This window comes from Nocardia tengchongensis, from assembly GCF_054781395.1.
The window spans coordinates 157,685-183,857 of sequence record NZ_BAAGUM010000015.1 but is presented as its reverse complement, the minus strand read 5'-3'; the positions used below and the strand labels follow the sequence as shown (position 1 = coordinate 183,857).

Sequence of the window (26,173 nt, the reverse complement as noted above, 5' to 3'; positions counted from 1 at the left end):
GGGTGTGTCGTACACATCCACACGAAGGAATCGAAATGATTATTCTCGGGCTCGTCCTGCTCATCGCCGGATTCCTGCTCGGCATACCCATCCTGACCACCCTCGGCGTCATCGCGCTCATCGTCGGCGCGGTCCTGATGGTGCTGGGGCGGGTAGGCCGACCCGTCGCCGGCCGCAATCACTACTACTGACCCGGGTCGAAGCATTCACCCAGGGCCTGCGCCCGGAGTTTGTTCAGGGTGCCGCTCAGGATTCGAGATATCTGCATCTGCGAAACGCCCAAGCGCTCCGCGATTTGAGCCTGTGTCTGGTAGCCGAAGAACCGCAGGGTCAGCACGTGGCGTTCCCGCTCGGGCAGCGCCGCGAGCAGCGGACGCACCACCATCGCGTCTTCGGTGAGCGCGTAGCAGGGTTCGTCGGCGCCGAGCCCGTCGAGCACCGCGAGCGGCGTGTGCTGCCCATCCACCCGGGTGAGCCGATCCAGCGACTCGGCTCGATAGGAGTTGCGCGCCACCAGCGCCTGGGTCAACGAGTCGAGGTCGACGTCGAGTTCGGCGGCGAGCTCCCGAGCCGTCGGCACCCGCCCGAACCGCTGCGACAACGCTTCGGTGGCAGCGGTGAGACGTCCGTGAATTTCCTTGAGGCCCCGGGGAACTCGCACCGACCAGGCCCGGTCACGGAAATGGCGGCGTACCTCACCCATGATGGTCGGCACGGCGAACGCCAGGAACGAGCTGCCCCGGTGCACATCGAACCGGTCCACGGCCTGAATCAAGCCGAGCCGGGCGACTTGCTGCAGGTCGTCGAACTCTTCACCGCGGCCGGCGAATCGGCGGGCGATATGGTCGGCCAGCGGCATGCACAACTGCAGAACCTTGTTCCGCATCACGAGCCGGTGCGCATCACCGGTGTCCAGTTCGGCGAGTCTGTCGAACCAGGGCTCGATATTGTCGTAGCTGTCCGCTGTCGTGGTTCTGGATTTCGGCCGCTCATTTCGAGCTGTCGTCTCGATCATCGGGAAACCTCGATCGTGAATTCGACTCGGGCGCAAGACGGCCCGAGTGGTCGAATCGTGATCCTGCCGCTTGTTTGACAAGACGCGACTGTTATCGGCCATCGCCGTCCTACCGACGCGCGATCTCGAGGCGCCAGACGAATTCGTCGTCCGCCCAGCCGTGGGGCCGAGCCGGCGCGGCTCGCTCTCGGACTCGCACCTTCGGGCAGCGAGTTCCGACCGATGACATGGGTGTACCCGTTCTGTCCGATTTCAAACATCCCCGCCCACCGAGTCAACGCCCATGGACCGGGTGGCGCGTGAAGTCGGCTACGAAACTTCGGTGTTCGAGGCGATCGGTCCGATGCAGTCGGCTGCCCGGCGCCGGTCAGGCATCGGGTTCGAATTCACCTGAACCAGCTGCGGTTTCGCCATCGCCGGCCGACCTCGAACGCCCCGCGAGCATCACGTGATCCCACCATTCGCTCAGCGGACTCGGGTCCGGCCACACCGCGGCGATTTCGGCGGCTACCGGTCTACGCCGGTGTGAACCGTGTTTGCTCGACATCATCATGTTCGGGTACTACCCGATGATCGTCGATCCAATCTGCCGGCCGACGCGCACAGGGTTCACTGGTCGTTCGTCTGTAGCAGTACATGCTTCGACCGGGCCAGGACCGCGATTCCCGCGAGCATCGGGAGCGTGACAGCCAGTGTCACCCAGCCGGTGCCCAACCCGAGCCCGTCCGCGCGCGAGGACGCCAGCCAGTCGGTGATCGATGCGCCCAGCGGGCGGGTCACCACATAGGCCGACCAGAACGCGGCTACCGCGCCCATACCGAACCATCGGTGGGCGGCGGCCGGAACGGCGATCGCCACCGCGAACAGCACCGCCGAAGGCAGATAGCCCAGGTGCAGGGTGGCCGCCGTCAGGTCACCGGCGACGGTGCCCAGCGCGAAGGTGGTCATCACCGTCGCCCAGTAGAAGCCCTCCCGGCGGCGGGTCGTGATGCTGTGGATCGACAGCGTCCGCTCGCTACGGAACCACAGGGCCAGGATTCCCGCGAGCACCACCGCGAAGGCGAATGTGGACGCGGGCAACGGAATACCCAGCACGAAATCCACGATGTCGGCGACCATCGTGCCCACGATGCTCACCATCACCACCGCGGTCCAGTAGGTCCACACCCAGTACCGGGGTGCGCGGAACTGCAACCACAAGCTGCCGATCAGCAGCAACAGGCCACCGCCGACCGCGAGCTCCGGCGGCAGGCTGTTGACCAGGAAGTCGGAGAAGGTCTCCCCCATCCCGGTCGAGAGGATCTTGATCAGCCAGAACAGCGCACTGACCTCGGGAACTTTGCTCAGCATCGATCGAGTGGGCGAAACATCCACTGTCGCACGGTTTATCACGCCGACAGCCTGCCGACCGGCCGCTGAGAAACCGCTGTGAGCCGGGCCGGGCGGCGGCCCGCAGACAACCCGGCCCGGCAGCGGGTCCGCGGCTATTGCGCTGCGGCGCGGATGATGTCGGCGACGGCAGCCGGGCGGGAGACGTAGATGGCGTGGCTGCCCGGTGTTTCGCGGACGGTGGCGCCGAGGCGCTCGGCCATGGCGGTCTGGGCGGCCGGAGGGATCATCTTGTCCTCGGTGACGTGCAGGTACCAGCTCGGCTTCATGCGCCAGGCGGCCTCACTGATGGTGCCGCCCAGGGCTTCCAGTCCCCAGGGGACCTGCGAGTCGGCGAGGAAGGCGGCGTCGGCGGCGGGCAGGTCGCCGGCGAAGGATTCGTGGAACTTTGCGCGGTCGAGGAACAGGTAGCCCTCGCGGGGCGGGAGGATCGGCGGTTGCGGGCCGTCCTGGGGGAAGGTGGCGATCAGGCTGTTCACCGATTCGCCCTTGTCGGGGGCGAAGGCGGTGATGTAGACCAGCGCCGTGACCGAGTCGTGCAGGCCCGCTTCGGTGATGACGGCCCCACCGTAGGAATGCCCGACCAGGACGACGGGTCCGTCGATGTCGTCGAGCACGGAGGTGGTGGCGGCGACGTCGCCGGCCAGTGACACCGTGGCGTTCTGGACGACCCGGACCCCGTAGCCGTCGCGGGTCAGCTCGTCATAGACGCCGCGCCAGCCCGAGCCGTCCACGAAGCCGCCGTGCACCAGGACGATGGTCTTGTCAGTTGAAGGCATGTCGTTTCCTCGGTGTGAAGGATGTCGGACACGTTCGAAGCTAGGTCACCCGCGGGGGCTCTTAATCCGTCAAATGACGTAGTCGCCCATACGAAGTCACCGAGCCGCCCTGCGATCCAACGCGTCGCGCAGCGCACCGCGACGGGTGATCCCGAGCTTGTGGAAGACATGGTGCAGATGTGTGGAGACGGTGCGCGCCGACAGGAACAGCTGCTCCCCGATCTGCTTGTTGGTCATGCCCGCCGCGGCGAGTTCGGCGACGGATCGTTCGCGGGCGGTCAGTGCGTCCGATCCCTCGGGTGACACGGTCTCGCCCGCCGCGCGCAGTTCGGCTTGCGTGCGTCGGATCCACGGTGTGGCCCGCAACTCGGTGAAAGTCGTTGCGACAGTGGATAGATGCAGCCGTGCGGCCGTGGTGGCGCGCACGCGGCGCAGGTGTTCGCCGTAGAGCAGTTCGATCCGCGCTCGATCGAAGACCCAGCGCTGCGCACCGGGCACGGCCAGTGCCTGCTCGAACAGCGCCGCGCCGTCTTCGGGGTGCGCGAGCGCGAGCGCGGCGATGGTGACCATCGCCAGCCGGGGCGACAGTTCTTCCAGCCCAGCGGCTTTCGCGGCGCGCGCATGGGCTTGTGCATCCTGCACGCGTCCGCTGCGGGCCGCGGCCTCGGTCAGTTCGAGCACCAGCCACACCGCGTGCGGATTGTGCGGCAGGAATACGCCGGGCGGGTTGATCGCGACGGCGTGCCGGTAGGCGTCGGCGAAATCCGAGTTCCCCAAGGCGCGCACGCATCGAATGTGCGACGCGTAGTGGGCGAGGGTCACCAGATTGCGCGGGGCGGCCCACATCAGCAGCTGCTCGCTGAGTTGCTCGACCAGCTCGTCCTCGCCGCGCGCCGCCGCGACCAGCCCGCGCAGAAACCTCCCCGCCCCCGCCGTGACCGAATAGCCGAGGTCGGCGCACAAGCGCAAGCCTTCGGTCGTGACGTCGATCAGGTGATCCCAGTTCCCGCGGAACAGGTCGTCGTTGCCGAGCAGGAACAATGCGTCGATGGAGCGGGCGACCGCGCCGCCGTCGTCGATCACCCGCTGCAGCGGTTCGCGTACACCGCCGATCCGATCCAGATACGCACCCGCCGTCGCGGTCCGCACGATCACGGTGTCCGGGTCATCGTGGTGCGACCCGTCGGTATGGCGCAACGCCGCCAGCAGCAGTCGGCTCGCGGTCGCCACATCACCCTCGGTGTGCAGCAGCTGGAAGGACGCGGCCAACGCCACCTCGAGGGAGCAGCCGGTGCCGGATCCTGTTGCGGCGCGCAGCAATCGACCGGTGTCGGCGACTTCACCGGTGAGCAGCGAACCCAGGTAGGCAGCTCGCGCGGTGCGGCGCACCCGGTCGCTCTCGTCGGGACTGAGCTCGGCAGGTTCCAGGTCACTGTGCCCCTGCAATGCCGCAGGGACTCGCCCCTGCGTGCGGCGGTCCTCGGTGCCGGCGAGCACGATCAACAACAGCCGTTGCCGCGTGCGGTCCGGCAGGTGCTCGAGCCGACCGGCGAACATCTGCTGCAACCGACGTGTGAGCGGCAGCAGCTCACCGACATGAGCCGAGCCGCTGCGCATTTCCAGTGCGGCCGGCAGCTCCAGCAACGCCAGCGGATTCCCTCGCGCGTCCGTGCGCAACCGTCCGCGCACCGGCGTCGGCAACGCGGGAAACGCCGACCGCAACAACTCCTCGGCGCTGTGATCATCCAGCGGCGCGACCTCGAGGATACGAAAACCGCTGCGGGTGAACGCGTCACCGGCGTCGACGCGGACGGCCGCGAGCAGCCGGATATCCGTCCCCGTCAACCGCCGCAGCGCGTAGATCAACGCCATACTGCTGGAGAGATCCAGCCACTGCACATCGTCGACGACCAGCAGCACCGGCGCCCCGGCGGTCCGCACCCACGCGCGCAGCAATGCCAGCGTCGCGGCACCGGCCACCAGCTGTGACGGGAGCGTGCCCGCCGCCGAACCCATCACCACCCGCAGCGCGCTCCGGTGCGGTTCGTCGAGGCTGTCGATCGACTCGATGGCGGGCTGCAGCAGTTGATTCAAGGCCACATGGTGCAATTCGGCCTCGTACTCGAGCGCCTCGGCCCGCACCACCCGCACCCCGTGCCAACACGCGACCTCGACTGCGGCATTCAACAAGGCGGTTTTGCCGACCCCCGGCTCACCGGTCAGCACCAGCACGTTGTCCCCGTCGGACCCGTCCGTGACGAAGGCGGTCAGCAACTCGATCTCGACCCCACGACCGACCAGCACCGGATGCCGCCCTTCCTGCTCCGTACCGTCTCGCCGTGAGCCGATCTACGCACCCTAGGTCAATCGCTCAGTCCGCAAACGACATTGACCTCCCCGCCGACCTGCCGCAGCACTGCCGCGGGATCGGGTTGTCAGTCCTCGCCGGAGCCGGTCGCCGACCTCAGCGGCCCGCTCGATCGCGCTGAATCACAAGCACCACACCAGATCGGCCGACCCCACCGGGATGGTGAAGCAGAGGCCGATCGATCCATCCACGGGCTGAGCGTCGCCAGCGACAGCGGACGCGGAGGCGGCTGCGCCGACCCCGAGGGCTAGCAGGATTGCGGTTGCGGCGAGCGAACTCGCGATTCTGGCAGTCATTTCGAACATTTCCTTCATGCCGAGCTGTGCCTACACCTCCAGGGTGCCGTCAAAAGTGGGGCGCTGGAAGCAGACGCCCACGAACCAATCGGTATGTATTCATCGTCCGCCGTTGCCGTGGTGGTTGGCCAGACCCGTGGCCGACTCGCGCGCGGTTCACTGGTCATTCATCTGTAGCAGTACAAGCTTCACCTCGCGGCCAAGGAGAGGCGGACAGACGGCCACGCGGCGGTGCGAACGTTCTGGCGTTCTCGACCCGAACAGGAGCACTCGTCTTGTCACCCTTGAATCGCCGCCGTTTTCTCGGCGCCTCGGCCGCGGCGGCCGCCGGCGTGGTCGCCACCGGCGGGTTGCCGCCCGCGGTCGCGGGCGCCGCCTCCGGGACGATCGCCGATGTCAAGCATGTGGTGATCCTGATGCAGGAAAACCGTTCGTTCGACCACTATTTCGGGACGCTCAAAGGTGTGCGGGGCTTCGGGGATCGCGGCACCATCCTGCTGTCCGGCGGCAACAGCGTGTTCAATCAGCCCAATGGCGGTGGGCGGCAATACCCTTGGGCCCTGAGCGGGGCGGGCGGGGCGGCGGCCCTGACCGCGGCACAATGCGACGGCGACCTGCCGCACGCCTGGTCGGATCAGCACGCCGCGTGGAACAACGGCCGTCTCGACGCCTGGGTGTCGGCCAAGGGCAGCGTCCGCACCATGGGTTACCTGACGCGCAACGACATTCCGTTCCATTACGCGCTCGCCGACAACTGGACCATCTGCGACTCCTACTTCTGCTCGGTGCTCAGCGCCACCGGCCCCAACCGCACCTACCACTGGAGCGGCTGGATCGATCCGGCCGGCACCGCGGGCGGACCCGCCGGCGACGGCGGCGACGAGTCGGGGCTGCGCTGGCAGACCTATGCCGAGGCACTGCAGAACGCCGGAATCAGTTGGAAGGTCTACCAGAACGCGGCGGACAACTACGGCGACAACGCACTCGCCTACTTCCAGCAGTTCACCAGCGCCGCGCCCGGCAGCCCGCTCGCGGTGAACGGGATGGGCTCGGTGCCCAAGGCCACCGGCAAGACCCCCGACGACATCGTGGCCGCCATGAAGGCCGACGTACTCGCGGGCACCCTGCCGCAGGTGTCGTGGGTGGTGCCCGATCAGGGTTCCTCCGAACACCCCGACGCCCCGCCGAACGACGGTGCCCACTTCGTACACAACGTGATCAACGCGATCAACGCCGATCCGAACGTCTTCAACTCGACCGTCCTGATCCTCAACTACGACGAGAACGACGGACTCTTCGATCACGTGCCGCCGCCCATCGCGCCCGGCGGCACCGCCGACGAATTCATCAACGGCGTCCCCGTCGGCCTCGGCTTCCGGGTGCCGCTGATCGTGATCTCGCCGTGGACGCGCGGCGGCTGGGTGAGTTCGGAAGTGTTCGACCACACCTCGGTGCTGCGCTTCCTGGAAACCTGGACCACCGCCCTCGGCAAGAAGGCCACCTGCTCGAACATCAGCGCCTGGCGACGTTCGGTGTGCGGCGATCTGACCGGAGTGTTCAACTTCGCGGCCCCGGTCACCGGACTGCCAACCTTGCCTGACACCTCGACGGTGATCGGCCCGGCCAAATGCTCAACCCAGAAGTCACCCTCCCCCACCACGAACGCACTGCCCGCCCAGGAATCCGGCACCCGCCCGGCCCGCGCGCTGCCGTATCAGCCCAACGCCTACCTCGACCACTACACCTTCGGGACCAATGGCGAGGCCCGCGCCTGGATCAACTTCGCGAACACCGGAACACCCGCGACCCGTGCGGCGCATTTCGCCGTGTACGCCAACGCTTTCCGCGGCGGCGGCCCCTGGCAGTACACCGTCCCCGCGGGCGGCACCGCCGGCGACTTCTACGAAGTCGGCACCGGCTACGGCAACGGCGCCTACGACCTGACCGTGGTCGGCCCCAACCGGTTCCTGCGCCGCTTCCAGGGCAACGTGACCACCGCCGGGAAGACGGCCCAGGTCACCAGCTCCTACTCCAACGCGCCCAATACCGGCAAGCAGGCGATCTGGTTCGCCATGACCAATTCCGGGACCGCCTCGGTCACCTTCACCATCACCTCCAACCACTACCGCACCGACGGCCCCTGGACGTATGCGGTGGCAGCGGGCAAAACCGTCAGCGACTACTTCAACGCCATCGCCTACAACAACGGCTGGTACGACTTCACCGTCACCGTCAGCTCCGATAAGAGCTGGTCACAGCGCTTCACCGGACACATCGAGATCGGCTCGCCCAGCGTCAGCGGCTGAAACCCGATCACCGACCCACCCAGGACTATCGAAAGCCGCATCTGGTGCACCCCTCCGACAGCAACCCGACCGACCGGATCGATTCCAGCGCAGAACCTTTCATCGTCGCCACCCGGCGCCGGCCGGCCCGGTACCTGCCGCGCGCCCTGGCCGTCAGCGCACTGCTGGCGCTCACCATCGGCGCGGTGGCCGCGGCACAGTCGCACACCGAGGACGGGGCGGGCGATATCAAGGCCTCGTCCTCGACCACCGAAGACACCTCCACACAACTGGATTCGAGTCAGGTCACCCCGCTGGCCGAGGTCTCGGAAACACCGGGCGACGTGCCGGTCCCCGCAGACTCCGACGAACCGGGCAGCGATACACCCGCCGGCGGCGACCCCGGTGACGGCGCGACCACCCCGGCAGCCGAGACCACCACGCCGGTCACGACGGATACCCCTGTTTCCACCGACACCCCGCCGCCGACGACCACCGACCCGGGGACGACGACGCAGCCGAGCCTCTCGATCAGCGTGAGCGCCAACGCGACACTGTCGCTGAGCCCACCCACCGCCACCGACGTCACCACGCCCGTCACGACGACCGTCACCACGACGACGCCGGATCCCGTGGCGACCACGGTCACCATCACTCCGACCACGCCGGTCGCGACCACCACGCCGGTCACGACCACCACGCCGGTCACGACGACAACGCCGGTCGCGACAACCACTCCGGTCACGACCACTCAGGTCCCGCCAACTACAACGCCCACCACGACAAGTGCGCCCCCGGTCACCGCAACGGCTCCGGTCACCACGACGGCTTCGGTCACCACGACGGCGGTCACAACCACGCCGCCCACGGCGACAACAACCCCCGGAGTGACGACCACTCCCCGGCCGACGCCGACCACCAGTCGTCCGGCACCCACCACTGCACGCCCGACGCCGACCACCAGCCGTCCTGCGTCGACCACGCCCCGCACCACGACACCGCGGTGCAGCACCCCGTCCACGACCGCACCCAAGCCGCCGTCACAGTCCGCGCACACGAACCCGCCGACCACGACGCCGCCGCATCCCGCACCGGTGACAGCGGCCAAGCCGATCGCCGATCCGTCGACAGCGCGTGCGTGCAACTGAGCAACCTGATCCGAAACAACTTCTGCGCCAGTGAATTCGGAGTGCCAATGACCATCTCGCGTCCGTCGCCCGCCCTGCGGACTCTGCTGGTCGCCGCGGCCGCGGTGACCCTCGCCGGCTGCGGCAGCCTCGATCGGACTCCCGATCCGGGGCCGCCGGGCGCCGGCGGCCCGATGCCGGCGATCCGGCTCGAAGCGGTCGAGCACCGGCTCGACCAGCTCCACGACTGGGCACGGATGCGGTCGGACAAGTATGGAATTCCGTTGCGGGCCTTGCAGTCCTACGGTTACGCCGCGGTCGTGATGGCCAAGGCGCAACCCGGCTGCCACCTGGGCTGGACCACCCTGGCCGGAATCGCCCGGGTGGAAAGCAATCACGCGCGTTTCGGCGGGGCGGTCATCGCCGCCGACGGCTCGGTGCGCCCGGTGATCCGCGGTGTCGCGCTCGACGGCACCGCGGGCAATGCGGTCATCGTCGATCCGACGGCCCGCTCCGGCGGCGGTGTCTACGCCCGCGCCATGGGCCCGTTCCAGTTCATCCCCGACACCTGGCAGCGCTGGGGTGTCCACGCCGACGCGGACTACCGGCTCATCTCTTCGGCCCTGGAATCCGGCAAACCCGTCTCCGGCGCGAGCCTGTCCGGCAGTCCGGACAATATCGACGACGCGGCCCTGGCCGCCGGTCGCTACCTGTGTGCCGGTGGCCGCGACCTGGCGACCGCCCGGGACTGGCGGCAAGCCATCCTGTCCTACAACCACTCGGGGGCCTACGTCGATTCGGTTCGTGCCGCTGCGACCGGATATGACGCCTGACCAGCCCCGCAATCCGGTCCGGAATGCAAAAAACCCGCGCCGTAGCGCGGGTTTCTTTGGCTATCGAATGGATAGCCCCTGGCTATCCGAATCAGATAGCGCGAACGTCCTGAGCCTGGGGACCCTTCTGGCCCTGGCCGATTTCGAACTCTACGCGCTGGCCCTCTTCGAGGGACTTGAAGCCGGAGCCCGAAATGGCGGAGTAGTGGACGAACACATCGGCGCCGCCACCGTCCTGGGCGATGAAGCCGAATCCCTTTTCGCCGTTAAACCACTTCACAGTGCCTTGCGTCATTGCTTTTTGTTTCTTCCTGTTGAAGGCTGAGCCATCACTTCAATAGCCCTTGCCCATGGCTAAGCATGCCACATTCCGGCGCCAACCTCCGCAAAGGGTGCCTGAGCACACATTGAGCTCACCCAGTGAACTACTCCTGACCAGGCATCCATGCCGACGTCGGGCGCGCAATTTCGATCGCTCCGGCGTGTCGCGATGCGTTTGCCGGGCGTTTTCCACCCGGTCGGAGCGGTCTGTGCATGGCCCGGAGGGCACTCACGCGAAACTCGCGTGCATCTCCCACACGAGCAGTTCACTCGGCTCGACAGCGGTCACCCGATGGCCACCGGTCGCGGTCAGGCGGACGGCGTCGCCCTGAGTCAGTACGCCGGAACCCTCGAACTCGACACTGCCCCGCGCCACGAACACGTGGCCGAAGGGGGCGTCCGGAATCAGCACAGAATGCCCCGGCTCGAGTCTCGCCACATGGAACGCCGCGTATTTGTTGCCGATGGTGATGGCGGTCCGGTCCCGGTCGCGAGGCAGGCCGGACGCGACGGTGAACAGCGAGTTTCCGGTCAGCTCCGCGGCGATATCGAGTTCCTGATAGCCGGGCGTCACCCCGGGCTCGTGCGGCGGCACCCACATCTGCACCACGTGCAGGCGCTCGCGCTCGGCGCGGCCCGCGCCATTGCGTTCCGAATGCAGGATCCCGGTGCCCGCGCTCATCCGCTGCGCCATGCCGGGATGGATCAGACCCGAATGGCCCGCCGAATCCTGGTGCACGACAGTGCCTTCGAGCACCCAGGTCACGATCTCCATGTCCCGATGCCGATGGGTGTCGAAACCCTCGCCGGGGTCGACCACGTCCTCGTTGTGGATCATGAGCACACCGTGTGCGTTCGCCACCAGGTCGAAATTGCCGGTGGCCGGGAACGACTGCTTGGAATCGAGCCACTCGTTCCACCAGTGCCCGCGCTCGGGGCCGGGCACCACCCGGACCGCCGCCTCACTCACCGCCATCGTTCGCCTCCAGAGCCGATCCCTCCCGCTGCTGTAAGCGGCACGGCAACCCGGGCATTCCCGGACGCTACGGCCGGGCGATCCGGCTCACAGCGCCTCGGTGCGCAGGGAGGCCAGGATGTCGGCGGCGCGATCCACGAAGAGGAGATGACCCGCGCCGGGCACCACGTGCAGGTGGGCCTGCGGCAGCGCGGCGGCCAGTCGCCGGGCGTCGGCGGCGGGGACATTACCGTCGGCGTCGCCGTGCCAGACCTGCACCGGCACCCGCACCTCGTGCAGGTCGAAGCCCCAGGCGCGGGTGAAGACCAGACGGATGTCGGCGGCGAAACCGCGACTGCCCTGCTCGAAACTCCGACGGAGGTTGACGTCGAGCTTGGCGGACAACTCCGGGTCGGCCTCCACGCGACTACGGTCCACCGGCGCCATCTGCGACACCAGACCCGCCACGCCATTGCGGCGGCGGATCACCACCGACATCTCCAGCGCCATCGGATGCACGAGAAAAGGGACGCGGCGCAAGACGTTCAGGCCCTTGCGCCGGCGCAACGCGACCGAGTCCAGTTCCTCGGCGTCGGGCTGCTCGCTCGACGGGGCGGGCGCGGACACGAGGGCCACGCCGGTCACCCGATCGGGCAGGCGGGCCGCGATGGCGAGGGCGAACGGTCCACCGCCGCTCACGCCGATCACGCCGAAACGGTTCAGGCCCAACTGGTCCGCGAGCGCGGCCACAGTGGCCGCCCAGTCCGCGACCTGCTCCCCCGCCGGTAGCGACGATTGCGCCATGCCCGGCCGGTCCACCGCGATGACGCGCACCCCGGCCGCCTGTCCGGCGTCGTGGAACGCCTCACCCTCCACATGCGTTCCAGGTACGCCGTGGCAGTACAGCACCGGCATCCCATTCTCCGCACCGTACTCGGCGTAACTCACCCGGCAGTGCGGCAAAGCAATCGTTCGCGACACGGCAGCACTCACGGGCGTCAGCCTAGGCGAAACCGGCCCCCAACAGGTCAAACAGACTTGTTCCACACGGCGCGAAGGCAATTCGGCCCCGATCACGCACTCGACAGGCTTCGGTTCACAGACCGCTCTGTACCGCGCGGCGGCATGGCACGCGAGGCGTGGACCGCTCCTCGCGGACCTATGCGGATCTTGCCCGGTACGCAGGTCAGCCGGTCGGGCCCGAAGCTGTCGCGGATGTGCCTGCGGCGCACCGAGGCCGGGGCGAGCGACTTCTCGGCTACATATCCAGACCCGTCTGACCAGTGACGTTGCCAGAATCGCGAAACGCCGGGACTATCGGTTGAGAGGGTTCGGCGTTGTCGAGATGCGTTGGGACAACGTGGCCCACATGTGACAAGTGGTGAAACTCAATGGGCGGCCCCGTGTGTCGCGCTTGCGCCGATGAGGCGGAGCGGCCGACAGTTGCAAGGTCGCCGCCTGATGAGCGAATGTGCGGCAAACTCTGTGTGGTGTGTGGACGCACCGGTTCGCCGCGCGTCCGGCACCGAGCCCGGCAGTGGAATCGGCACGGAAGGATCGAAGGCGATGACCGACATGACGATCGGCGCGGCGCCCGCCCGCACCCAGTTCGCGCGACCCACGGCGACACCGGCGGCCATAACGATCGAGGCGGCGGCGACCGGACCCGCCGCGGTCTGGCAGGACGCGAAAACCGCGCTCGTCACCCGGGCCCTGGGAGACCGAAAGCTGGTGACCGCGCCACGACTGGTCATCCCGTTCGGTGACAACGGGCTCGCGTTCCGGGTCTCGTCCTACGCCGCGGAGGCCGAGCAGCTCGCCCACGACAATCGCGTACTGGTACAGCCCGGCGACTGGCGCGGCAACCCCTCGGTCGGCAGCCGGCAGCTGATGGGCCACGCCAGCCTGGTCAGCACGGAGGCCTTCGTCGCCAAGATCCAGGCCGACATCGAGGCCAAATACGGCTGGCGCATGTCCCTGGCCCGCGCCGCCCACCGCCTCGCCAACGGCTCGGCCCCCTACGGCAACCTCGTCGTCCTCGTCACCGTCTTCGAACCCGGCCCCCTCGCCCTCATGCCCCCGGTCGGCTGACGCCCTCGCGGGCGTGATCCGGTAACACCCACCCATCGACACGGATGACACCGCGGTGCGGCCCCCGCCCCGCCAACGCCTCCGACCACCAGGCGGCCGGGGACGTGCCGCAATCGAAGGCCGCCGCGCGCGCTTCTCGTGTGGCCCGACACGCGGTTCCTGTCCAACTCCGGAGCCCGAACGGCTTCCAGCCCGTTCAGCCTTGCGCCGCAGTGGGCTTCACGACGGCCCACTGGGTGACCGGGAGCTGGGGGCGCCACGCGGTGAAACCGCCGAGTGGTTCGGCGCGGTAGATCTGGAAGCGGCGCAGGGCGCCGCCGTGGCGGTCGGCCAGTTGCAGCAGCAGGGCATCGGATTCGGCGGTGACCGCGCTCGCGACCAGGCGGCCGCCGGGGCGCAGGCGGGACCAGCAGGCGTCGAACATGCCGGGCTGGGTCAGGCCGCCACCGATGAAGATCGCATCCGGCGCGGGCAGGTCGGCGAAGGCGGCCGGGGCCGCGCCGTGCACGCCGACGGCCGGGACGCCGAGCTCCGCGGCGTTCTCGGCGATCTGCTTGCGGCGGCTTTCCAGGCGTTCGAAGGTGACCGCGCGGCAGGACGAGTCGGTGCGGCACCATTCGATCGCGATGGTGCCCGAACCGCCGCCGACGTCCCACAGCAGTTCGCCGGGCGCGGGAGCGAGAGCGGACAGGGTGAGGGCGCGCACCTCGGACTTGGTGAGCTGACCGTCACCGCCGTAAACCTCGTCCGGCAGGCCGGGGATGCGGGTCAGGCGCGCGGCCGCCGGGTCGGCGACACAGCCGATGGCGACGATGTTCAACGCGTCCCCGGCGGGATGCTCCCAATGCGCGGCCGAACCGGTCAGGACGCGTTCGCCGGGTCCGCCCAACTGCTCCAGAACCGTGAGGGCCGACTCGCCGAATCCATTGCGCGCCAGCAACGCGGCCACCGACGCCGGGGTGTGCTCGTCGGAGCTCAGGACGAGAAGCCTACGGCCACCGGACAATTCCGGGAGCACGGTCTCCACCGGCCGCCCGACAGCGCTCACCACAGGGGTCGCGTCCAGCGCCCATCCGAGCCGGGCACACGCCAGCGACACCGACGACGGCTGCGGCAGCACCCGCAAGGCTTGCGCCCCGACCAGTTTCGTCAAGGTCACGCCGATGCCGAAGAACATGGGGTCACCGCTGGCGAGGACACCGAGCTTGCGGCCCGCATACCGCTGCAGCAGCCCCGGCAGCGCGGGCACCAGCGGCGAAGGCCACGGCACGCGTTCGGCGCCGGTCTCACCCTCGGGGATCAACGCCAATTGCCGTGCGGAACCGAGCAATACCTCGCAGGCGGCGATCGCACGCCGCGCCGGGCCGCCCAGACCGTCCCAGCCGTCGGCCCCGATTCCGATCACCGGAATCGGGAGCGACGGCAGCGGGGTGTCGGTCATCGACGGGCCCGCCGCCACACGGCGTACGGGGTGAATCGCATGGCCGTGAACAGCAGCCGGATCCGGCGCGGCACATCGACATTGCGGGCGCGCCGGTACAGGCTCGCCACCACCGCGTCGGCCACCTGATCGGGGGTGCTGGACATGATCGCCGGCTTCATGCCCGCGGTCATGCGGCCGATGACGAAGCCGGAACGCACCATCAGCAGGTGCACGCCGCTGCCCTCGAGGGCCATCTGCAGGCCGGTGGCGAAACCGTCCAGGCCCGCCTTGGCCGACCCGTACACATAGTTGGCGCGCCGGACGCGCACGCCCGCGATGGAACTGAACACCACGATCTGCCCGTCGCCCTGCTCGCGCAGCAGGTTCGCCAGACTGGTCAGCACGCTGACCTGGGCCACGAAATCGGTCTGCACGATCTCGACGGCGTGTTCCGGATCCTGCTCGGCGCGAGCCTGATCCCCGAGAATGCCGAATGCCACCACCGCGACGCCGATATTGCCGTACTCGGCGATGATCTTCTCCAGCAGCGGCTGGTGCGAGGCCATGTCGTCGGCGTCGAACTCGACGCAGTGCACCGCGGCGGCCTCCGCGATCAGCAACTCCTTGGTCTGCGCCTGTAACCGGTCGGCGCCGCGCGCGGCGAGAATCACCACCCGGCCCGGCGACAGCCGGCGCGCCACTTCCAGCCCGATCTCACTGCGCCCACCCAGCACCAGTACGACGCCCTTGTCGACGTCCCGCGATCCGAAACCCATGGCCCACATATTGCCACCCACGCCCCGCCGTCCGGAGCCCCCGACGGTGGATTGCTAGCGTCGAATCATGACCAGCACCGCCGCACGCCCCGAACTGTCCCCCGCCGCCGCCGACTTCGTCACCGAGCGCCACCTGGCCACCCTGTCCACCCTGCGCGCCGACGGCACCCCGCACGTCGTCGCCGTCGGCTTCACCTGGGACCCCGAGGCCGGGATCGCGCGCATCATCACCAACGACGGATCGGTGAAGGTCAACAATGTGCGCCGCTCCGGCTACGCGGCGGTGAGCCAGGTCGACGGCCCCCGCTGGATCACCCTCGAAGGCCCCGCCACCGTCCTCGACGACCCGGCCGCGGTGGCCGACGCCGTCGACCGCTACGCCGGCCGCTACCGCCAGCCCCGCGAGAACCCGACCCGCGTCGTCATCGCCATCGATGTCCAGCGTGTCCTCGCCAGCAGCGTCTTCAAGGGAGACAGCCCCGCCGCCGGCCACTGATCTGCCGCAGAGCCGAGACTCCCGGCTCCCGGCTCCCGGCTCACGGCTCACGGCTCACGGCTCACGGCTCACGGCTCACGGCTCACGGAGATGATCGCGGTCGGATCCTCGCGGTCCGGGTCCGGGCGCGGCCGATTACTTTCCGGCGCCCGGCACGTCCCTTCTCCAGAGTGCGCATCCGAGAGGGAGAACCATGTCCACGCTCCGAGAACTGTTGCAGGCACACGTCGACTCCGGCGGCGTCCCCGGTGCGGTCGGCCTGATCGCGCGTGGCGACCGGGTGGAGACCGCCGCCGTCGGGTCGGCCCACGCGGGCAGCGCGGTGGCGATGACCCCGGATTCGTTGTTCCGCTGGGCGTCGATCACCAAGCCGCTGACCGCCGCGGCGGTGCTGATGCTCGTCGAGGACGGGGTGTTCGGGCTGCACGACCCGATCGCCCCGTGGCTGCCCGAACTGACCCACCCCCGGGTGGTCCGCACCCCGGGCAGTCCCCTCGACGAGGTGGTGCCCGCGCATCGCCCGATCTCCGTCTTCGACCTGCTCACCTCCCGGGCCGGCTACGGCTGGGCGAGCGATTTCGAGTTGCCCGCGGTGCAGGCGCTGTTCCCGGTGCAGCGGGACGGCCGGGAGCCGCAGAGCTACCCGGCGATGGACGCATGGCTCGCGGAACTGGCGGCCTTGCCGCTGCTGACCCAGCCCGGCACCGCCTGGCTCTACGACACCTGCTCCACACTGCAGGGCGCGCTCGTCGCCCGCGCGTCCGGGCGGACCCTGCCCGAATTCCTCGCCGAGCGACTGTTCGAGCCACTGGGCATGGCGGACACCGGTTTCACCGTCCCGACCGCGAAGCGTGACCGCTTCACCAGCTATTACCGTCGCGGCGATGCCGGCCTCGAACTCGCCGACGCCCCGGACGGCCAGTGGAGCACAGCATCGGCCTTCCCGCTGGGACACGGCGGCCTGGCGGGCACCGCGGGCGACTGGCTGCGCTTCGCGCGGCTGCTACTCGCCGAGGGACTCACCCCGGACGGCCGGAAGCTGCTGTCCGCCAATGCCGTCCGCCTGATGACCACCGACCACACCACCGCGACCCAACGGGCCTTCGGAGATCTCTTCCTGGAGGGCCAGGGCTGGGGCTGCGGCGGATCGGTCGACATCGAGCGCCGCGATCCGTGGAACACGCCGGGCCGCTACGGCTGGGTCGGCGGCACCGGCACCAGCGCGCACATCGTCCCCGCCACCGGCACCGTCGCCATCCTGCTGACCCAGGTGGCCGCGGACAGCCCGGTGCCGGAGCAGATCATGCGCGACTTCTGGCTCTACGCGGCCTAGAGGGGCGTCAGGCCGTGCGGGCGCTTGTTCATCGACTCGCAGCCGTCCGCGGTGACGATGACGATGTCCTCGATGCGGGCGCCCCACTGGCCCGGGAAGTAGATGCCGGGCTCGATGCTGAAGGCCATGCCCTCCTCGAGGACGAGGTCGTTGCCCGCCACGATGTAGGGCTCCTCGTGCACGGACAGGCCGATGCCGTGGCCGGTGCGGTGGACGAAATAGTCGGCCAGACCGGCGGCGGCGAGCACGTCGCGGGCGGCGGCGTCGACGGATTCGGCGGTGACGCCGGGCCGCACGGCCGCGACCGCGGCGGCCTGGGCCCGTTCCAGTTCGGCGAACTGGGCGGCCACCTCCTCGTCGGGCTCACCGAGCACGTAGGTGCGGGTGGAGTCGGAGAAGTAGCCGGGCTCGACCGGACCGCCGATGTCGATCACGACGATGTCGCCGGGCTCGATGACGCGATCGGAGACCATGTGGTGCGGGTCCGCGCCGTGCGGGCCACTGCCCACGATGACGAAGTCGGCCTCGGTGTGGCCCTCCTCGACGATGGCCGCGGCGATATCGGCGCCCACCTCGGCCTCGGTGCGGCCGGGACGCAGGAACTCACCCATGCGGGCGTGCACCCGGTCGATGGCCGCGCCGGCGCGGCGCAGGGCCTCGGTCTCGCTGGGGTCCTTGCGCATTCGCAGCTGCCGCAGCAGCGGGGTGGCCGAAACCGGTAGCGCGCCAAACTGATCGGCGATGGGCAGCAGGTGCAGGGCGGGCATGGCATCGGTGACCGCCACGCGCGCACCGGCATTGAGCACGCTGCGCACGATGCGATACGGGTCCACCCCGTCCACCCAGTCCACGATCTGCAGCCCCAGCTCACCGGCCGCCGAGCCGCGCAGCGAGGCGAGTTCCAGTTTCGGGATCACCACCGACGGCGTCTCCCCACTGGCCGGGATCACCAGGCAGGTCAGCCGCTCGAACGACTGCGCCCGCGACCCCATGAGAAACCGCAGGTCAGGGCCGGGTGTTATGAGCAGCGCGTCCAGATGCGCATCCCGCGCCAACCGGGCTGCCGCCTCCAGGCGCGCCCCGTAGACCTCCGCCGCGAACCGTGACTCGTCATGAGAGCTCATGCTCAACGACGCTACTCCCCCACCCCGCCACCCTCCAGCCACCGCCGAACTTCGCACCCCCGCCACCCCGTACCACCACCCCCGGGTCACCCGACCACCCTGCCCCCGACCACCTTTCGCCCCGCGAACACGTCACTTGTGCGCTGCGCCGCACTGACACCCACCGCGCGCGTCGGCGTCCGGCAACCGTGCCGCACCGCAGGTTCCAGCGAAGACCGACTCCCCGCACCGCCATCCACCGGGGTGTCGGAGGTCGGCGGTAGGGTCGAGCGCTATGAGCAACCCTGCCGCCGGTCCGCTGCTGCTGCTCGATGGGGCCAGTCTGTGGTTCCGGGCGTTCTATGCGATCCCGGAGAAGATCACCGCGCCCGACGGGCGGCCGGTGAATGCGCTGCGCGGGTTCACCGACATGATCGCGGCGCTGGTCAAGCAGCACGGGCCGAGCCGGCTGGTGGTGTGCCTGGATCTGGATTGGCGGCCGCAGTTCCGGGTGGACCTGCTGCCGTCGTACAAGGCGCATCGGGTGGCCGAGGATGCCGGTGAGCCGGTCGCGGGGGTGGTGGCCGAAGAGGTGCCGGACACGCTGACACCGCAGGTCGACATGATCATGGAGGTGCTGGCGGCCGCGGGGATCGCGACGGCGGGCGCGGCGGGGTTGGAGGCCGATGACGTCATCGGGACGCTCGCCACGCGGGAGGGCACCGACGAGGTGATCGTCGTCAGTGGCGACCGCGATCTGCTGCAGCTGGTGCGCGATACACCGACACCGCCGGTGCGGGTGTTCTATGTCGGGCGCGGGCTGGCCAAGGCCGAGTTGTGGGGCCCGGCCGAGGTGTCGGCCAAATACGGTGTGCCGGAGGAGAATGCGGGCCCCGCCTACGCCGACATGGCGACCCTGCGCGGCGACGCCTCCGACGGCCTGCCGGGCGTGGCGGGCATCGGCGACAAGTCCGCGGCCCAGCTGATCACCAAGTTCGGCTCGGTGGAGGCGCTGCGGTCCGCGGCCGCCGACCCGGATTCCGATCTCGCCAAGGGCGTGCGCGCGAAACTCGTTGCCGCCGACGACTATCTGAAGGCCGCCGCCCCGGTGGTCCGGGTGGTCCGCGACGCCGAGGTCGACCACTCCGGCCCGGACCTCCTGCCCACCACCCCGGCGGATCCGGATCGACTGACCGCCCTGGCCGCCGCCTACAACGCGGAGAGCCCGGTCAAACGCCTCGTCAAGGCCATGGCCGCACGCTGATTCACGCGCGCGCCGATGACCGATACCGGCAACCGCCGGGCTAACCTGATTTCACGTTGCGCGCGTCTGCTTTGCCCCGCTGGGTCTTTCGAACTCGCCGGTCGTCATGTACGGCTACTCCGGCGGCGGTCACGCCACGGCGTGGGCGGCCGAACTGAAGCGGTCCTTCGCGCCCGAACTGAACGTGCTCGGCGCGGCCGAGGGCGGCGTGCCGGGTGACCTCGCCGGTCTGAGCGAGAAGCAGCCGGCCGCCGGGTTCACCGCCTGGGGAACGCTGCTCGGCCTGGCCCGCGAGTACCCGGATCAGATCCGCCCGCAGGACTATTTCACCACTGAGGGCATCGGGTTCGCCGAGACGCTGACCGACGGCTGCCTCTCGGACCTGCTGGCAGAGACCAAGGGCGTCAGCCTGGACCAGTACTCGACGGTCGGCAACATCCTCGAACTGCCCAGCGTCAAGCAGGTGATCGAGGAGAACTCGCTGGCGCGCACCGAGGCCACGCCGTCCATGCCGCTCTACGTCTTCCACGACACCCACGACACCCTCATCCCGGACTGGGGAATGACCGGTGTCGTGCAGGAATACTGCCGCCGCGGCGTCGATGTCGAGTACGCCGCCGGCCCGGGTGTCGACCATGTCGGCGAAGCCTTCGCCGGCATGCCCGGCGCCTACAAGTGGCTCGACGATCGAGTCATGGGCCGCCCCACCACTCCGAACTGCTGATACACCGCACGATCTGGATAATGGCCGTCCCATGAGAGGGGCGGCTATTGCCGTCAGTGGCGGATCGGTCCCACCGGCCAGGTTTCGGGCTTGCCGTCGAGATCGGCGATGACGGCTTCGGTGAAGTAGCCGTCCTGGACCTTGCGCAGGGTGATGTGGGTGGCGCCGCTGGCGGTGTGCCCGGCCGCGCAGCTCGGCTCGCAGACGCGGCGGAATTCGGTGCCGTCGCCTTCGGCGGTGTCGGGACCCCAACTGCTCCAAGTGATGTCACGGACGCTGAGGCCGCCGTCCCCGCAGGCCAGCAGCATGCTCGAAGGTTGCGTGACAGTGTGGTTGCTGATGCAGTCGTTGACCACGGGGGCGGGAGCCTGGGTGGCGGCGAACGACGCCGCGGCCGGCTTCGCCACGGTACCGGCCGCGGACTGAGCCCCGGCGCAGGACGTGGTGGCCAGGCCCGCACTCGCGACCGCCAGTGCGGTCGCGGTCAGCCCGATGCTCCTGACGATGAGATTCACAAAGCCCCCCGATCACGAACAACCAGTAGATTCCGGCCAACCTTACTCGCCGAACGCGCTCAGACAACCCCTGGCAAACGGAAAGGCCCGGGCGCGACTCCAATCGCGCCCGGGCCCAACACAATTGCCCCGGAAAAAAATCAGCTCGGGCGGCCGACCTCGTAGGTGCCGTCATCCTTGGTGATCTTGATGGTGACCTTCTTGTTCTCGCCACCCACCTTGAGGGTGCAGTCGAAGGTCTTGTCCACCTCGACCTTCTGACCCGAGGGGCACTTCACGTCCTGCACGTCGTCGATGCCGTAGGTGTCCTTGAGGACCTTCTGCACCCCGGACTGCACGGCACTGTTGTCGAGCTGATCCTTGCTCAACAGCCAGGCCAGGCCACCGCCGACCGCGGCCAGCACCACCACGACCGCGGCGATCACCCCGATAATCAGACCGGTCTTCTTCTTACCCGCTGGCGCCTGCGAACCCGGCTGCGGCCACTGCTGCCCGGCCTGCTGGTTCCAGTCCGGCTGACCGGGCTGCCCCGGCTGACCCTGCTGCGGCCACTGCGGCTGCGACTGCCCCCACTGCTGCTCACCTTGCGGCTGCTGCCACTGCGGCTGGCTCTGCCCCCACTGCTGGGCCGGCTGCTGCGGCTGCGACTGTCCCCACGGCTGGGCCGGCTGCTGCGGCTGGGACTGACCCCACGGCTGCTGCCCGGGCTGCTGCTGCGAGGGGTCGCCCCACTGCGCGGTCGGCTGGGCCGGCTGCTGGCCGGCCCACTGCTGAGTCGGTCCGGCGCCGGGCGCGGGCTGCTGTCCGCTCCACTGCTGCGTCGGATCGTTGCCTCCCCCCTGACCAGGGGCGTCATTCGGTCCGTACGGGCCGCTCATCTGCTTGCCTCCAATAGCAATCCGTTGTACTCACGCTAGCCCCCCGAGCGGGAACACGCGCATGCTCCCGCTGCGGTCGGTACATCCAAGAATCAAAGCACAGTCGTATCTACTACGCCGCGTCCACGGCGACGACACCCCGGCGGATGGCGCGCACCGCCTTACTGGCCGTCGCGGCCACTTCGACGTCGTCGGCGGTGTTGTGAATCTGGTCGAGCAGGTCGATGACCTGGCGGCACCAGCGCACGAAATCGCCCGCGGACAGCGCGTTTCCGCGATCGCCACTGGCCATCAGCGCGTCGGCGAGGTCGTCGCCGCGCGCCCAGGTGTAGACGCCCGTGACGAAACCGAGGTCGGGTTCGCGGGTGGGCGCCAGCCGATGGCGGGACTCGTCGGTGCGCAGTTGCGACCACACCCCGATAGTGGCGTCCACGGCCCGGCGGATCGGCTCGGTCGGGCCGGAAGCTCCCAGGTAGCCGCCCTCCTGCCGGGACTCGAACACCAGGATCGACACCACCGCGGCCAACTCGGCCGGGCCGAGTCCGCGCCACAGTCCCTGCCGAAGGCTTTCGGCCACAACCAGATCCGCCTCGGCGTAGATCCGCGCCAGCCGGCGTCCGTCCTGGGTGACCTCGCCGTGTTCGACGTAGCCGCGTTCCTCGAGCAGCCCGAGGATGCGGTCGAAGGTGCGGGCCAGGGAGTTGGTGGTGGCCGCCACCTGCTGGCGTAGGTGTTCGGTTTCGCGTTCGAGGCGGTTGTAGCGTTCCCCGATGCGCGCCAACTGTTCTCGGTCCGGGCGCGCGTGTGCGGGATGGTTGCGCAGTGCGCGGCGCAGGGTCTGCAGGTCGCGGTCGTCGGCGGCCTTGGACTTGCCGCCGGTGCGAGCGCGGCGCGGCACGACGATGCCGGTGCTGCGCAGCGCCGAGGCCAGATCGCGGCGCACCCGGGCGGTGCGGTGGTCCACGTGTTTGGGCAGCCGCAGCCGGCCCAGCGATTCGGCCGGGGTCGGGAAGTCGGCGGACGAGACGCGACCGGCCCACTTGTCCTCGGTGAGGACCAGCGGGCGCGGATCACCCGGTGTGGCATCGGGTTCCAGGATGACGGCGAGTCCCTGGCGACGGCCCGACGGAATCGCCACCACGTCCCCGCGCCGCAGTGCGGTGAGCGAGGAGACCGCGGCTTGGCGGCGGTCGGTGCGGCCCTGGCGTTCCAGGTTCCGTTCGCGTTCCCGGATGCGTTCGCGCAGCTGGATGTATTCGAAGAAGCTCTCGTCGCCGAGCTGCGAGCGCAGTTTGCGCAGCTGGGCCTCGTTGCGTTCGATGCCCCGCACCAAACCCACGACCGACCGATCAGCCTGGAACTGGGCGAAGGACCGCTCCAGCAGCGCCCGCGATTCCGCCGCGCCCATCCGATCGACCAGATTGATCGACATGTTGTAGCCCGGCCGGAACGAGGACCGCAGCGGATAAGTGCGGGTGGAGGCCAGACCCGCCACCGCACTGGTGTCCACCTCGGGCTGCCACAGCACCACCGCGTGACCCTCGACGTCGATGCCGCGCCGCCCGGCCCGCCCGGTCAGCTGCGTGTACTCCCCGGGCGTCAACTCGGCGTGGCTCTCGCCGTTGAACTTCACCAGGCGTTCGAGCACCACCGTGCGCGCGGGCATGTTGATGCCCAGTGCCAGTGTCTCCGTGGCGAACACCGCGCGCACCAGCCCGCGCACGAACAGCTCTTCCACCGTGTGCCGGAACGCGGGCAGCATGCCGGCGTGGTGGGCGGCGAAGCCGCGGTGCAACCCCTCGCGCCACTCCCAGTAGCCGAGCACCTCGAGGTCGCTCTTGGGCAGATCCCCGGTGTGCTTCTCGATGATCGCGTCCACGACCTCGCGATCGTCCTCGCGCGAGAGGTCCAGTCGCGAGCGCACGCACTGGGCCAGCGCGCCGTCGCAGCCCGCGCGGCTGAAGATGAACGTGATGGCGGGCAGCAGCCCCTCGTCGTCGAGCCGCGAGATCACCTCGGGGCGCGGCATGGGCCGGAACGAGCGCCGCGGCCCGCCGCGACCGCGCCCGGGCACACCCCAACTGTCCATCCGGTCAACGGATTCGCGGTGCTTGATGTAGCGCTGCAGATCCTCGTCCACGACCACCTTGGCGTCGCTGGACTTCGGGTCGAACAGGTCGAACATGCGCTTGCCGACCATCACGTGCTGCCACAGCGGCACCGGGCGGGTCTCGTCGACGATGACCGCGGTGTCGCCGCGCACGGTCTCCATCCAGGCGCCGAACTCCTCGGCGTTGGAGACCGTCGCGGATAGGCTGACCAGGCGCACCTCGGGTGGCAGGTGCAGGATGACCTCTTCCCACACCGCGCCGCGGAAGCGGTCGGCCAGGTAGTGCACCTCGTCCATCACCACATACGAAAGTCCGCGCAGCGCATCCGATCCCGCGTAGAGCATGTTGCGCAGCACCTCGGTGGTCATCACGACCACCGACGCGCCGGGATTGATGGACTGGTCACCGGTCAGCAACCCGACCTCGTCGCGCCCGTAGCGGGCGGTGAGGTCGGCGAACTTCTGGTTCGACAGCGCCTTGATGGGTGTGGTGTAGAAGCACTTGCCGCCCGCGGCCAGTGCCAGGTGTACCGCGAATTCGCCGACCACGGTCTTGCCGGCGCCGGTGGGCGCGCAGACGAGCACACTGTGCCCGCCCTCGAGCGCTACGCACGACTGCCGCTGGAACGGATCGAGCTCGAATTTCAGTTCGGCGGAGAATGCCGCCAGTTCGCCAGTGAGCGACCTTGATGTCACCCGTCAGAGGGTATCGGAGTAATCCGACACGACTCCCGTGGTTTTCTCCACCGGTGTGGCACTGACCGGCTCCGCGGTCGGCACCGGGGTCGGTGCGTCGACGCCGCCGGGGGCGGTGTCCAGCGGAGATGCCTCGTCGTCGGCCAGCTTGTCCCAGGCCTCGGCGTTGCGGGCCTTGCGCTTGTCGTTGAAGCGCGCGAACTGCACCGCGATCTCGAACAGCAGCGTCAGGGCCAGCGCGAGCGCCAGCATGGAGATCGGGTCCTGTGGGGTCACGATGGCCGCGAACACGAACAGGCCGAAGATCAGTCCGCGCCGCCACTTGGTGAGCCGCTCATAGGTGAGCACCCCGAGGAAGTTCAAACCCACGATGAGCAAGGGGGTTTCGAAGCTGACGCCGAAGATCACCAGCAGCTTGATGATGAAGCTGAAGTACTGCGCACCCGACAACGCCGTGATCTGCACGTTGTTGCCGATGGTCATCAGGAAGCTGAGCGCGTGCGCGACCACCCAGTAGGCGAGCACCGCGCCCGCGACGAACAGGGTCGCCCCGGCCGCCACGAAGGAGATCGCGTACTTGCGTTCCTTGGCGTACAGGCCCGGGGTGATGAACGCCCATAGCTGGTAGAGCCAGAACGGGCTGGCCACCACCACGCCGGCGGTGGTGCCGACCTTCAGGCGCAGCGTGAACTGCTCGAAAGGCGCGGTCGCCAGGAGCCGGCAGGAGCCGTCGGCGGAGAGATTGGCCCGCGAGGACGAGGGCAGAGCACAGTAGGGCCCGCGCAGGATCTCACCGAGACTCTCGATCCCGAACAGGGAGTGCGAGTACCAGAAGAATCCGAACAGGGTGCCGACAGCGACCCAGGCCAGCGCGATGAGCAGGCGCTTGCGGAGTTCCCCGAGGTGCTCCACCAGGGACATGGTGCCGTCGGGGTTCGTGCGGCGCTTGCTGCGCCGGGGATCGAACGGGATGCGCATACGCATGTGAGTGTGACTGCCTCCGCCGTGCGGCCAAAGAAGACGCGGGCGTCACTGGTACGCCCCGGACCCGGACAACGCCTCATCCGGGATGAGCCACGCTCATCCCGGATGGTGGCCGTGTCAGGCCTTCTGCTGGTCGTTCGGCTGCGGCGCGGGCTGCTGCACCGGCTGGGCGGGCGGCAACTGCGCCGGCGGCTGCACCGGCTGGGCCTGGGCCTCGGGAGCGGCCTCGCCCGTCTTGCCCTCGTTCTGCATCTGGCTGACCTCGGTCTTGAAGATGCGCATCGAGCGACCCAGGCTGCGGGCCGCGTCCGGCATGCGCTTCGAACCGAAGAACAGCAAGAAGATCAGCACAACGATCAGCAAGTGCCACGGGCTGATGGCGCCTGTCATTCCATTACCTCCAAAGACTCTG

General features: G+C 69.0%; 25 protein-coding genes. 8 read left to right on the top strand and 17 right to left on the bottom strand.

The annotated features are described in order from the left end of the window. The first annotated feature begins 35 nt into the window (after positions 1–35). Positions 36–191: a DUF6131 family protein gene (locus tag ACYVKL_RS27315; protein WP_379166002.1), complete on the top strand. Its 156-nt coding sequence runs from the start codon at positions 36–38 to the stop codon at positions 189–191. Here ACYVKL_RS27315 and ACYVKL_RS27310 read toward each other — a convergent pair. The 4 genes from ACYVKL_RS27310 to ACYVKL_RS27295 all read right to left on the bottom strand — a co-directional run bounded on the left by ACYVKL_RS27310 (position 185) and on the right by ACYVKL_RS27295 (position 5,487). Beyond that, positions 185–1,015 (bottom strand): SigB/SigF/SigG family RNA polymerase sigma factor, encoded by an 831-nt coding sequence (locus tag ACYVKL_RS27310; protein ID WP_379166001.1) that lies wholly within the window; start codon positions 1,013–1,015, stop codon positions 185–187. The two genes, ACYVKL_RS27315 and ACYVKL_RS27310, sit on opposite strands and share 7 nt — an antisense overlap. Positions 1,016–1,624: 609 nt before the next feature. Beyond that, positions 1,625–2,365, bottom strand: coding sequence for a COG4705 family protein (locus tag ACYVKL_RS27305; RefSeq protein WP_379166000.1), 741 nt, complete (start codon positions 2,363–2,365; stop codon positions 1,625–1,627). Between the two features lie 134 nt (positions 2,366–2,499). Beyond that, positions 2,500–3,183: an alpha/beta fold hydrolase gene (locus tag ACYVKL_RS27300; protein ID WP_379165999.1), complete on the bottom strand. Its 684-nt coding sequence runs from the start codon at positions 3,181–3,183 to the stop codon at positions 2,500–2,502. Positions 3,184–3,279: 96 nt separating this feature from the next. Next, positions 3,280–5,487 (bottom strand): helix-turn-helix transcriptional regulator, encoded by a 2,208-nt coding sequence (locus ACYVKL_RS27295; RefSeq protein ID WP_379165998.1) that lies wholly within the window; start codon positions 5,485–5,487, stop codon positions 3,280–3,282. A 635-nt stretch (positions 5,488–6,122) separates the two neighbouring features. On the opposite strand from ACYVKL_RS27295, the gene ACYVKL_RS27290 reads away from it, so the two are divergent. After that, positions 6,123–8,153, top strand: coding sequence for a phosphocholine-specific phospholipase C (locus ACYVKL_RS27290; RefSeq protein ID WP_379165997.1), 2,031 nt, complete (start codon positions 6,123–6,125; stop codon positions 8,151–8,153). A gap of 280 nt (positions 8,154–8,433) precedes the next feature. Here ACYVKL_RS27290 and ACYVKL_RS27285 read toward each other — a convergent pair whose 3' ends face one another. Then, positions 8,434–8,877 carry a hypothetical protein gene (locus ACYVKL_RS27285; RefSeq protein WP_379165996.1) on the bottom strand — a complete coding sequence of 148 codons (444 nt, stop codon included), beginning with the start codon at positions 8,875–8,877 and terminating at the stop codon, positions 8,434–8,436. A 6-nt stretch (positions 8,878–8,883) separates the two neighbouring features. Further along, the gene (locus ACYVKL_RS27280; RefSeq protein WP_379165995.1) at positions 8,884–9,276 is read right to left on the bottom strand and encodes a hypothetical protein; all 393 of its coding nucleotides are present in this window, start codon (positions 9,274–9,276) and stop codon (positions 8,884–8,886) included. Positions 9,277–9,327: 51 nt separating this feature from the next. Between ACYVKL_RS27280 and ACYVKL_RS27275 the strand changes: the two genes are divergently transcribed. Next, on the top strand, positions 9,328–10,092 hold the full coding sequence (locus ACYVKL_RS27275; protein ID WP_379165994.1) for a lytic transglycosylase domain-containing protein: 765 nt from the start codon (positions 9,328–9,330) through the stop codon (positions 10,090–10,092). A gap of 91 nt (positions 10,093–10,183) precedes the next feature. Here the strand turns inward: ACYVKL_RS27275 and ACYVKL_RS27270 are convergent, their stop codons facing one another. The 3 genes from ACYVKL_RS27270 to ACYVKL_RS27260 form a co-directional block, all read right to left on the bottom strand. Continuing rightward, positions 10,184–10,387: a cold-shock protein gene (locus ACYVKL_RS27270; RefSeq protein WP_213555228.1), complete on the bottom strand. Its 204-nt coding sequence runs from the start codon at positions 10,385–10,387 to the stop codon at positions 10,184–10,186. A 255-nt stretch (positions 10,388–10,642) separates the two neighbouring features. Beyond that, positions 10,643–11,389 (bottom strand): pirin family protein, encoded by a 747-nt coding sequence (locus ACYVKL_RS27265; protein ID WP_379165992.1) that lies wholly within the window; start codon positions 11,387–11,389, stop codon positions 10,643–10,645. An 87-nt stretch (positions 11,390–11,476) separates the two neighbouring features. Continuing rightward, complete coding sequence (locus ACYVKL_RS27260; RefSeq protein ID WP_379165990.1) at positions 11,477–12,361, bottom strand: alpha/beta fold hydrolase; 885 nt, start codon at positions 12,359–12,361, stop codon at positions 11,477–11,479. Positions 12,362–12,934: 573 nt separating this feature from the next. Here ACYVKL_RS27260 and ACYVKL_RS27255 point away from each other — a divergent pair. Next, a complete protein-coding gene (locus ACYVKL_RS27255) occupies positions 12,935–13,459 on the top strand; it encodes a hypothetical protein (RefSeq protein ID WP_379165989.1) in 525 nt (174 codons plus the stop codon). A 196-nt stretch (positions 13,460–13,655) separates the two neighbouring features. On the opposite strand, the gene cbiE is transcribed toward ACYVKL_RS27255, so the two are convergent. Further along, on the bottom strand, positions 13,656–14,900 hold the full coding sequence (gene cbiE / locus ACYVKL_RS27250; protein WP_379165987.1) for a precorrin-6y C5,15-methyltransferase (decarboxylating) subunit CbiE: 1,245 nt from the start codon (positions 14,898–14,900) through the stop codon (positions 13,656–13,658). Beyond that, positions 14,897–15,658 carry an SDR family NAD(P)-dependent oxidoreductase gene (locus tag ACYVKL_RS27245; protein ID WP_379165986.1) on the bottom strand — a complete coding sequence of 254 codons (762 nt, stop codon included), beginning with the start codon at positions 15,656–15,658 and terminating at the stop codon, positions 14,897–14,899. The genes cbiE and ACYVKL_RS27245 overlap by 4 nt, the downstream gene beginning before the upstream one ends. Positions 15,659–15,725: 67 nt before the next feature. Here ACYVKL_RS27245 and ACYVKL_RS27240 point away from each other — a divergent pair, with 67 nt between their 5' ends. Next, positions 15,726–16,154 (top strand): PPOX class F420-dependent oxidoreductase, encoded by a 429-nt coding sequence (locus ACYVKL_RS27240; protein WP_379165985.1) that lies wholly within the window; start codon positions 15,726–15,728, stop codon positions 16,152–16,154. A 193-nt stretch (positions 16,155–16,347) separates the two neighbouring features. Then, positions 16,348–17,487 (top strand): serine hydrolase domain-containing protein, encoded by a 1,140-nt coding sequence (locus ACYVKL_RS27235; protein WP_379165984.1) that lies wholly within the window; start codon positions 16,348–16,350, stop codon positions 17,485–17,487. Here the strand turns inward: ACYVKL_RS27235 and ACYVKL_RS27230 are convergent. After that, positions 17,484–18,611 carry a M24 family metallopeptidase gene (locus ACYVKL_RS27230; RefSeq protein WP_379165983.1) on the bottom strand — a complete coding sequence of 376 codons (1,128 nt, stop codon included), beginning with the start codon at positions 18,609–18,611 and terminating at the stop codon, positions 17,484–17,486. The genes ACYVKL_RS27235 and ACYVKL_RS27230 overlap by 4 nt on opposite strands. Positions 18,612–18,885: 274 nt before the next feature. On the opposite strand from ACYVKL_RS27230, the gene ACYVKL_RS27225 reads away from it, so the two are divergent. Together ACYVKL_RS27225 and ACYVKL_RS27220 are read left to right on the top strand one after the other, a co-directional pair. After that, positions 18,886–19,854, top strand: a complete 969-nt coding sequence (locus tag ACYVKL_RS27225) for a 5'-3' exonuclease (protein ID WP_379165982.1) — start codon at positions 18,886–18,888, stop codon at positions 19,852–19,854. Between the two features lie 79 nt (positions 19,855–19,933). Then, positions 19,934–20,578, top strand: a complete 645-nt coding sequence (locus ACYVKL_RS27220; RefSeq protein WP_379166669.1) for a lipase family protein — start codon at positions 19,934–19,936, stop codon at positions 20,576–20,578. A gap of 53 nt (positions 20,579–20,631) precedes the next feature. Here the strand turns inward: ACYVKL_RS27220 and ACYVKL_RS27215 are convergent, their stop codons facing one another. From ACYVKL_RS27215 to tatA, 5 genes are all read right to left on the bottom strand, one after another. Further along, positions 20,632–21,093: a hypothetical protein gene (locus ACYVKL_RS27215; protein ID WP_379165980.1), complete on the bottom strand. Its 462-nt coding sequence runs from the start codon at positions 21,091–21,093 to the stop codon at positions 20,632–20,634. 140 nt (positions 21,094–21,233) lie between these two features. Continuing rightward, complete coding sequence (locus ACYVKL_RS27210) at positions 21,234–21,971, bottom strand: DUF4333 domain-containing protein (RefSeq protein ID WP_379165979.1); 738 nt, start codon at positions 21,969–21,971, stop codon at positions 21,234–21,236. A 112-nt stretch (positions 21,972–22,083) separates the two neighbouring features. Next, positions 22,084–24,777 carry a DEAD/DEAH box helicase gene (locus tag ACYVKL_RS27205; protein WP_379165978.1) on the bottom strand — a complete coding sequence of 898 codons (2,694 nt, stop codon included), beginning with the start codon at positions 24,775–24,777 and terminating at the stop codon, positions 22,084–22,086. Between the two features lie 3 nt (positions 24,778–24,780). Further along, the gene (tatC, locus tag ACYVKL_RS27200) at positions 24,781–25,755 is read right to left on the bottom strand and encodes a twin-arginine translocase subunit TatC (RefSeq protein WP_357197489.1); all 975 of its coding nucleotides are present in this window, start codon (positions 25,753–25,755) and stop codon (positions 24,781–24,783) included. Between the two features lie 123 nt (positions 25,756–25,878). Continuing rightward, entirely contained in the window at positions 25,879–26,151 is a 273-nt protein-coding gene (gene tatA, locus ACYVKL_RS27195; protein ID WP_033089300.1) for a Sec-independent protein translocase subunit TatA, read from the bottom strand. Positions 26,152–26,173: the final 22 nt, after the last annotated feature.

Bases quoted from the DNA above. Each gene is read 5' to 3' on its own strand.
- ACYVKL_RS27315 (WP_379166002.1), top strand. From the start codon at position 36: ATGATTATTCTCGGGCTCGTCCTGCTCATCGCCGGATTCCTGCTCGGC.
- cbiE (WP_379165987.1), bottom strand. From the start codon at position 14,900: ATGACCGACACCCCGCTGCCGTCGCTCCCGATTCCGGTGATCGGAATC.
- ACYVKL_RS27275 (WP_379165994.1), top strand. From the start codon at position 9,328: ATGACCATCTCGCGTCCGTCGCCCGCCCTGCGGACTCTGCTGGTCGCC.
- tatC (WP_357197489.1), bottom strand. From the start codon at position 25,755: ATGCGCATCCCGTTCGATCCCCGGCGCAGCAAGCGCCGCACGAACCCC.
- ACYVKL_RS27210 (WP_379165979.1), bottom strand. From the start codon at position 21,971: ATGAGCGGCCCGTACGGACCGAATGACGCCCCTGGTCAGGGGGGAGGC.
- ACYVKL_RS27305 (WP_379166000.1), bottom strand. From the start codon at position 2,365: ATGCTGAGCAAAGTTCCCGAGGTCAGTGCGCTGTTCTGGCTGATCAAG.
- ACYVKL_RS27265 (WP_379165992.1), bottom strand. From the start codon at position 11,389: ATGGCGGTGAGTGAGGCGGCGGTCCGGGTGGTGCCCGGCCCCGAGCGC.
- ACYVKL_RS27235 (WP_379165984.1), top strand. From the start codon at position 16,348: ATGTCCACGCTCCGAGAACTGTTGCAGGCACACGTCGACTCCGGCGGC.
- ACYVKL_RS27240 (WP_379165985.1), top strand. From the start codon at position 15,726: ATGACCAGCACCGCCGCACGCCCCGAACTGTCCCCCGCCGCCGCCGAC.
- ACYVKL_RS27270 (WP_213555228.1), bottom strand. From the start codon at position 10,387: ATGACGCAAGGCACTGTGAAGTGGTTTAACGGCGAAAAGGGATTCGGC.
- ACYVKL_RS27245 (WP_379165986.1), bottom strand. From the start codon at position 15,658: ATGGGTTTCGGATCGCGGGACGTCGACAAGGGCGTCGTACTGGTGCTG.
- ACYVKL_RS27230 (WP_379165983.1), bottom strand. From the start codon at position 18,611: ATGAGCTCTCATGACGAGTCACGGTTCGCGGCGGAGGTCTACGGGGCG.
- ACYVKL_RS27300 (WP_379165999.1), bottom strand. From the start codon at position 3,183: ATGCCTTCAACTGACAAGACCATCGTCCTGGTGCACGGCGGCTTCGTG.
- ACYVKL_RS27225 (WP_379165982.1), top strand. From the start codon at position 18,886: ATGAGCAACCCTGCCGCCGGTCCGCTGCTGCTGCTCGATGGGGCCAGT.
- ACYVKL_RS27255 (WP_379165989.1), top strand. From the start codon at position 12,935: ATGACCGACATGACGATCGGCGCGGCGCCCGCCCGCACCCAGTTCGCG.
- ACYVKL_RS27310 (WP_379166001.1), bottom strand. From the start codon at position 1,015: ATGATCGAGACGACAGCTCGAAATGAGCGGCCGAAATCCAGAACCACG.
- tatA (WP_033089300.1), bottom strand. From the start codon at position 26,151: ATGACAGGCGCCATCAGCCCGTGGCACTTGCTGATCGTTGTGCTGATC.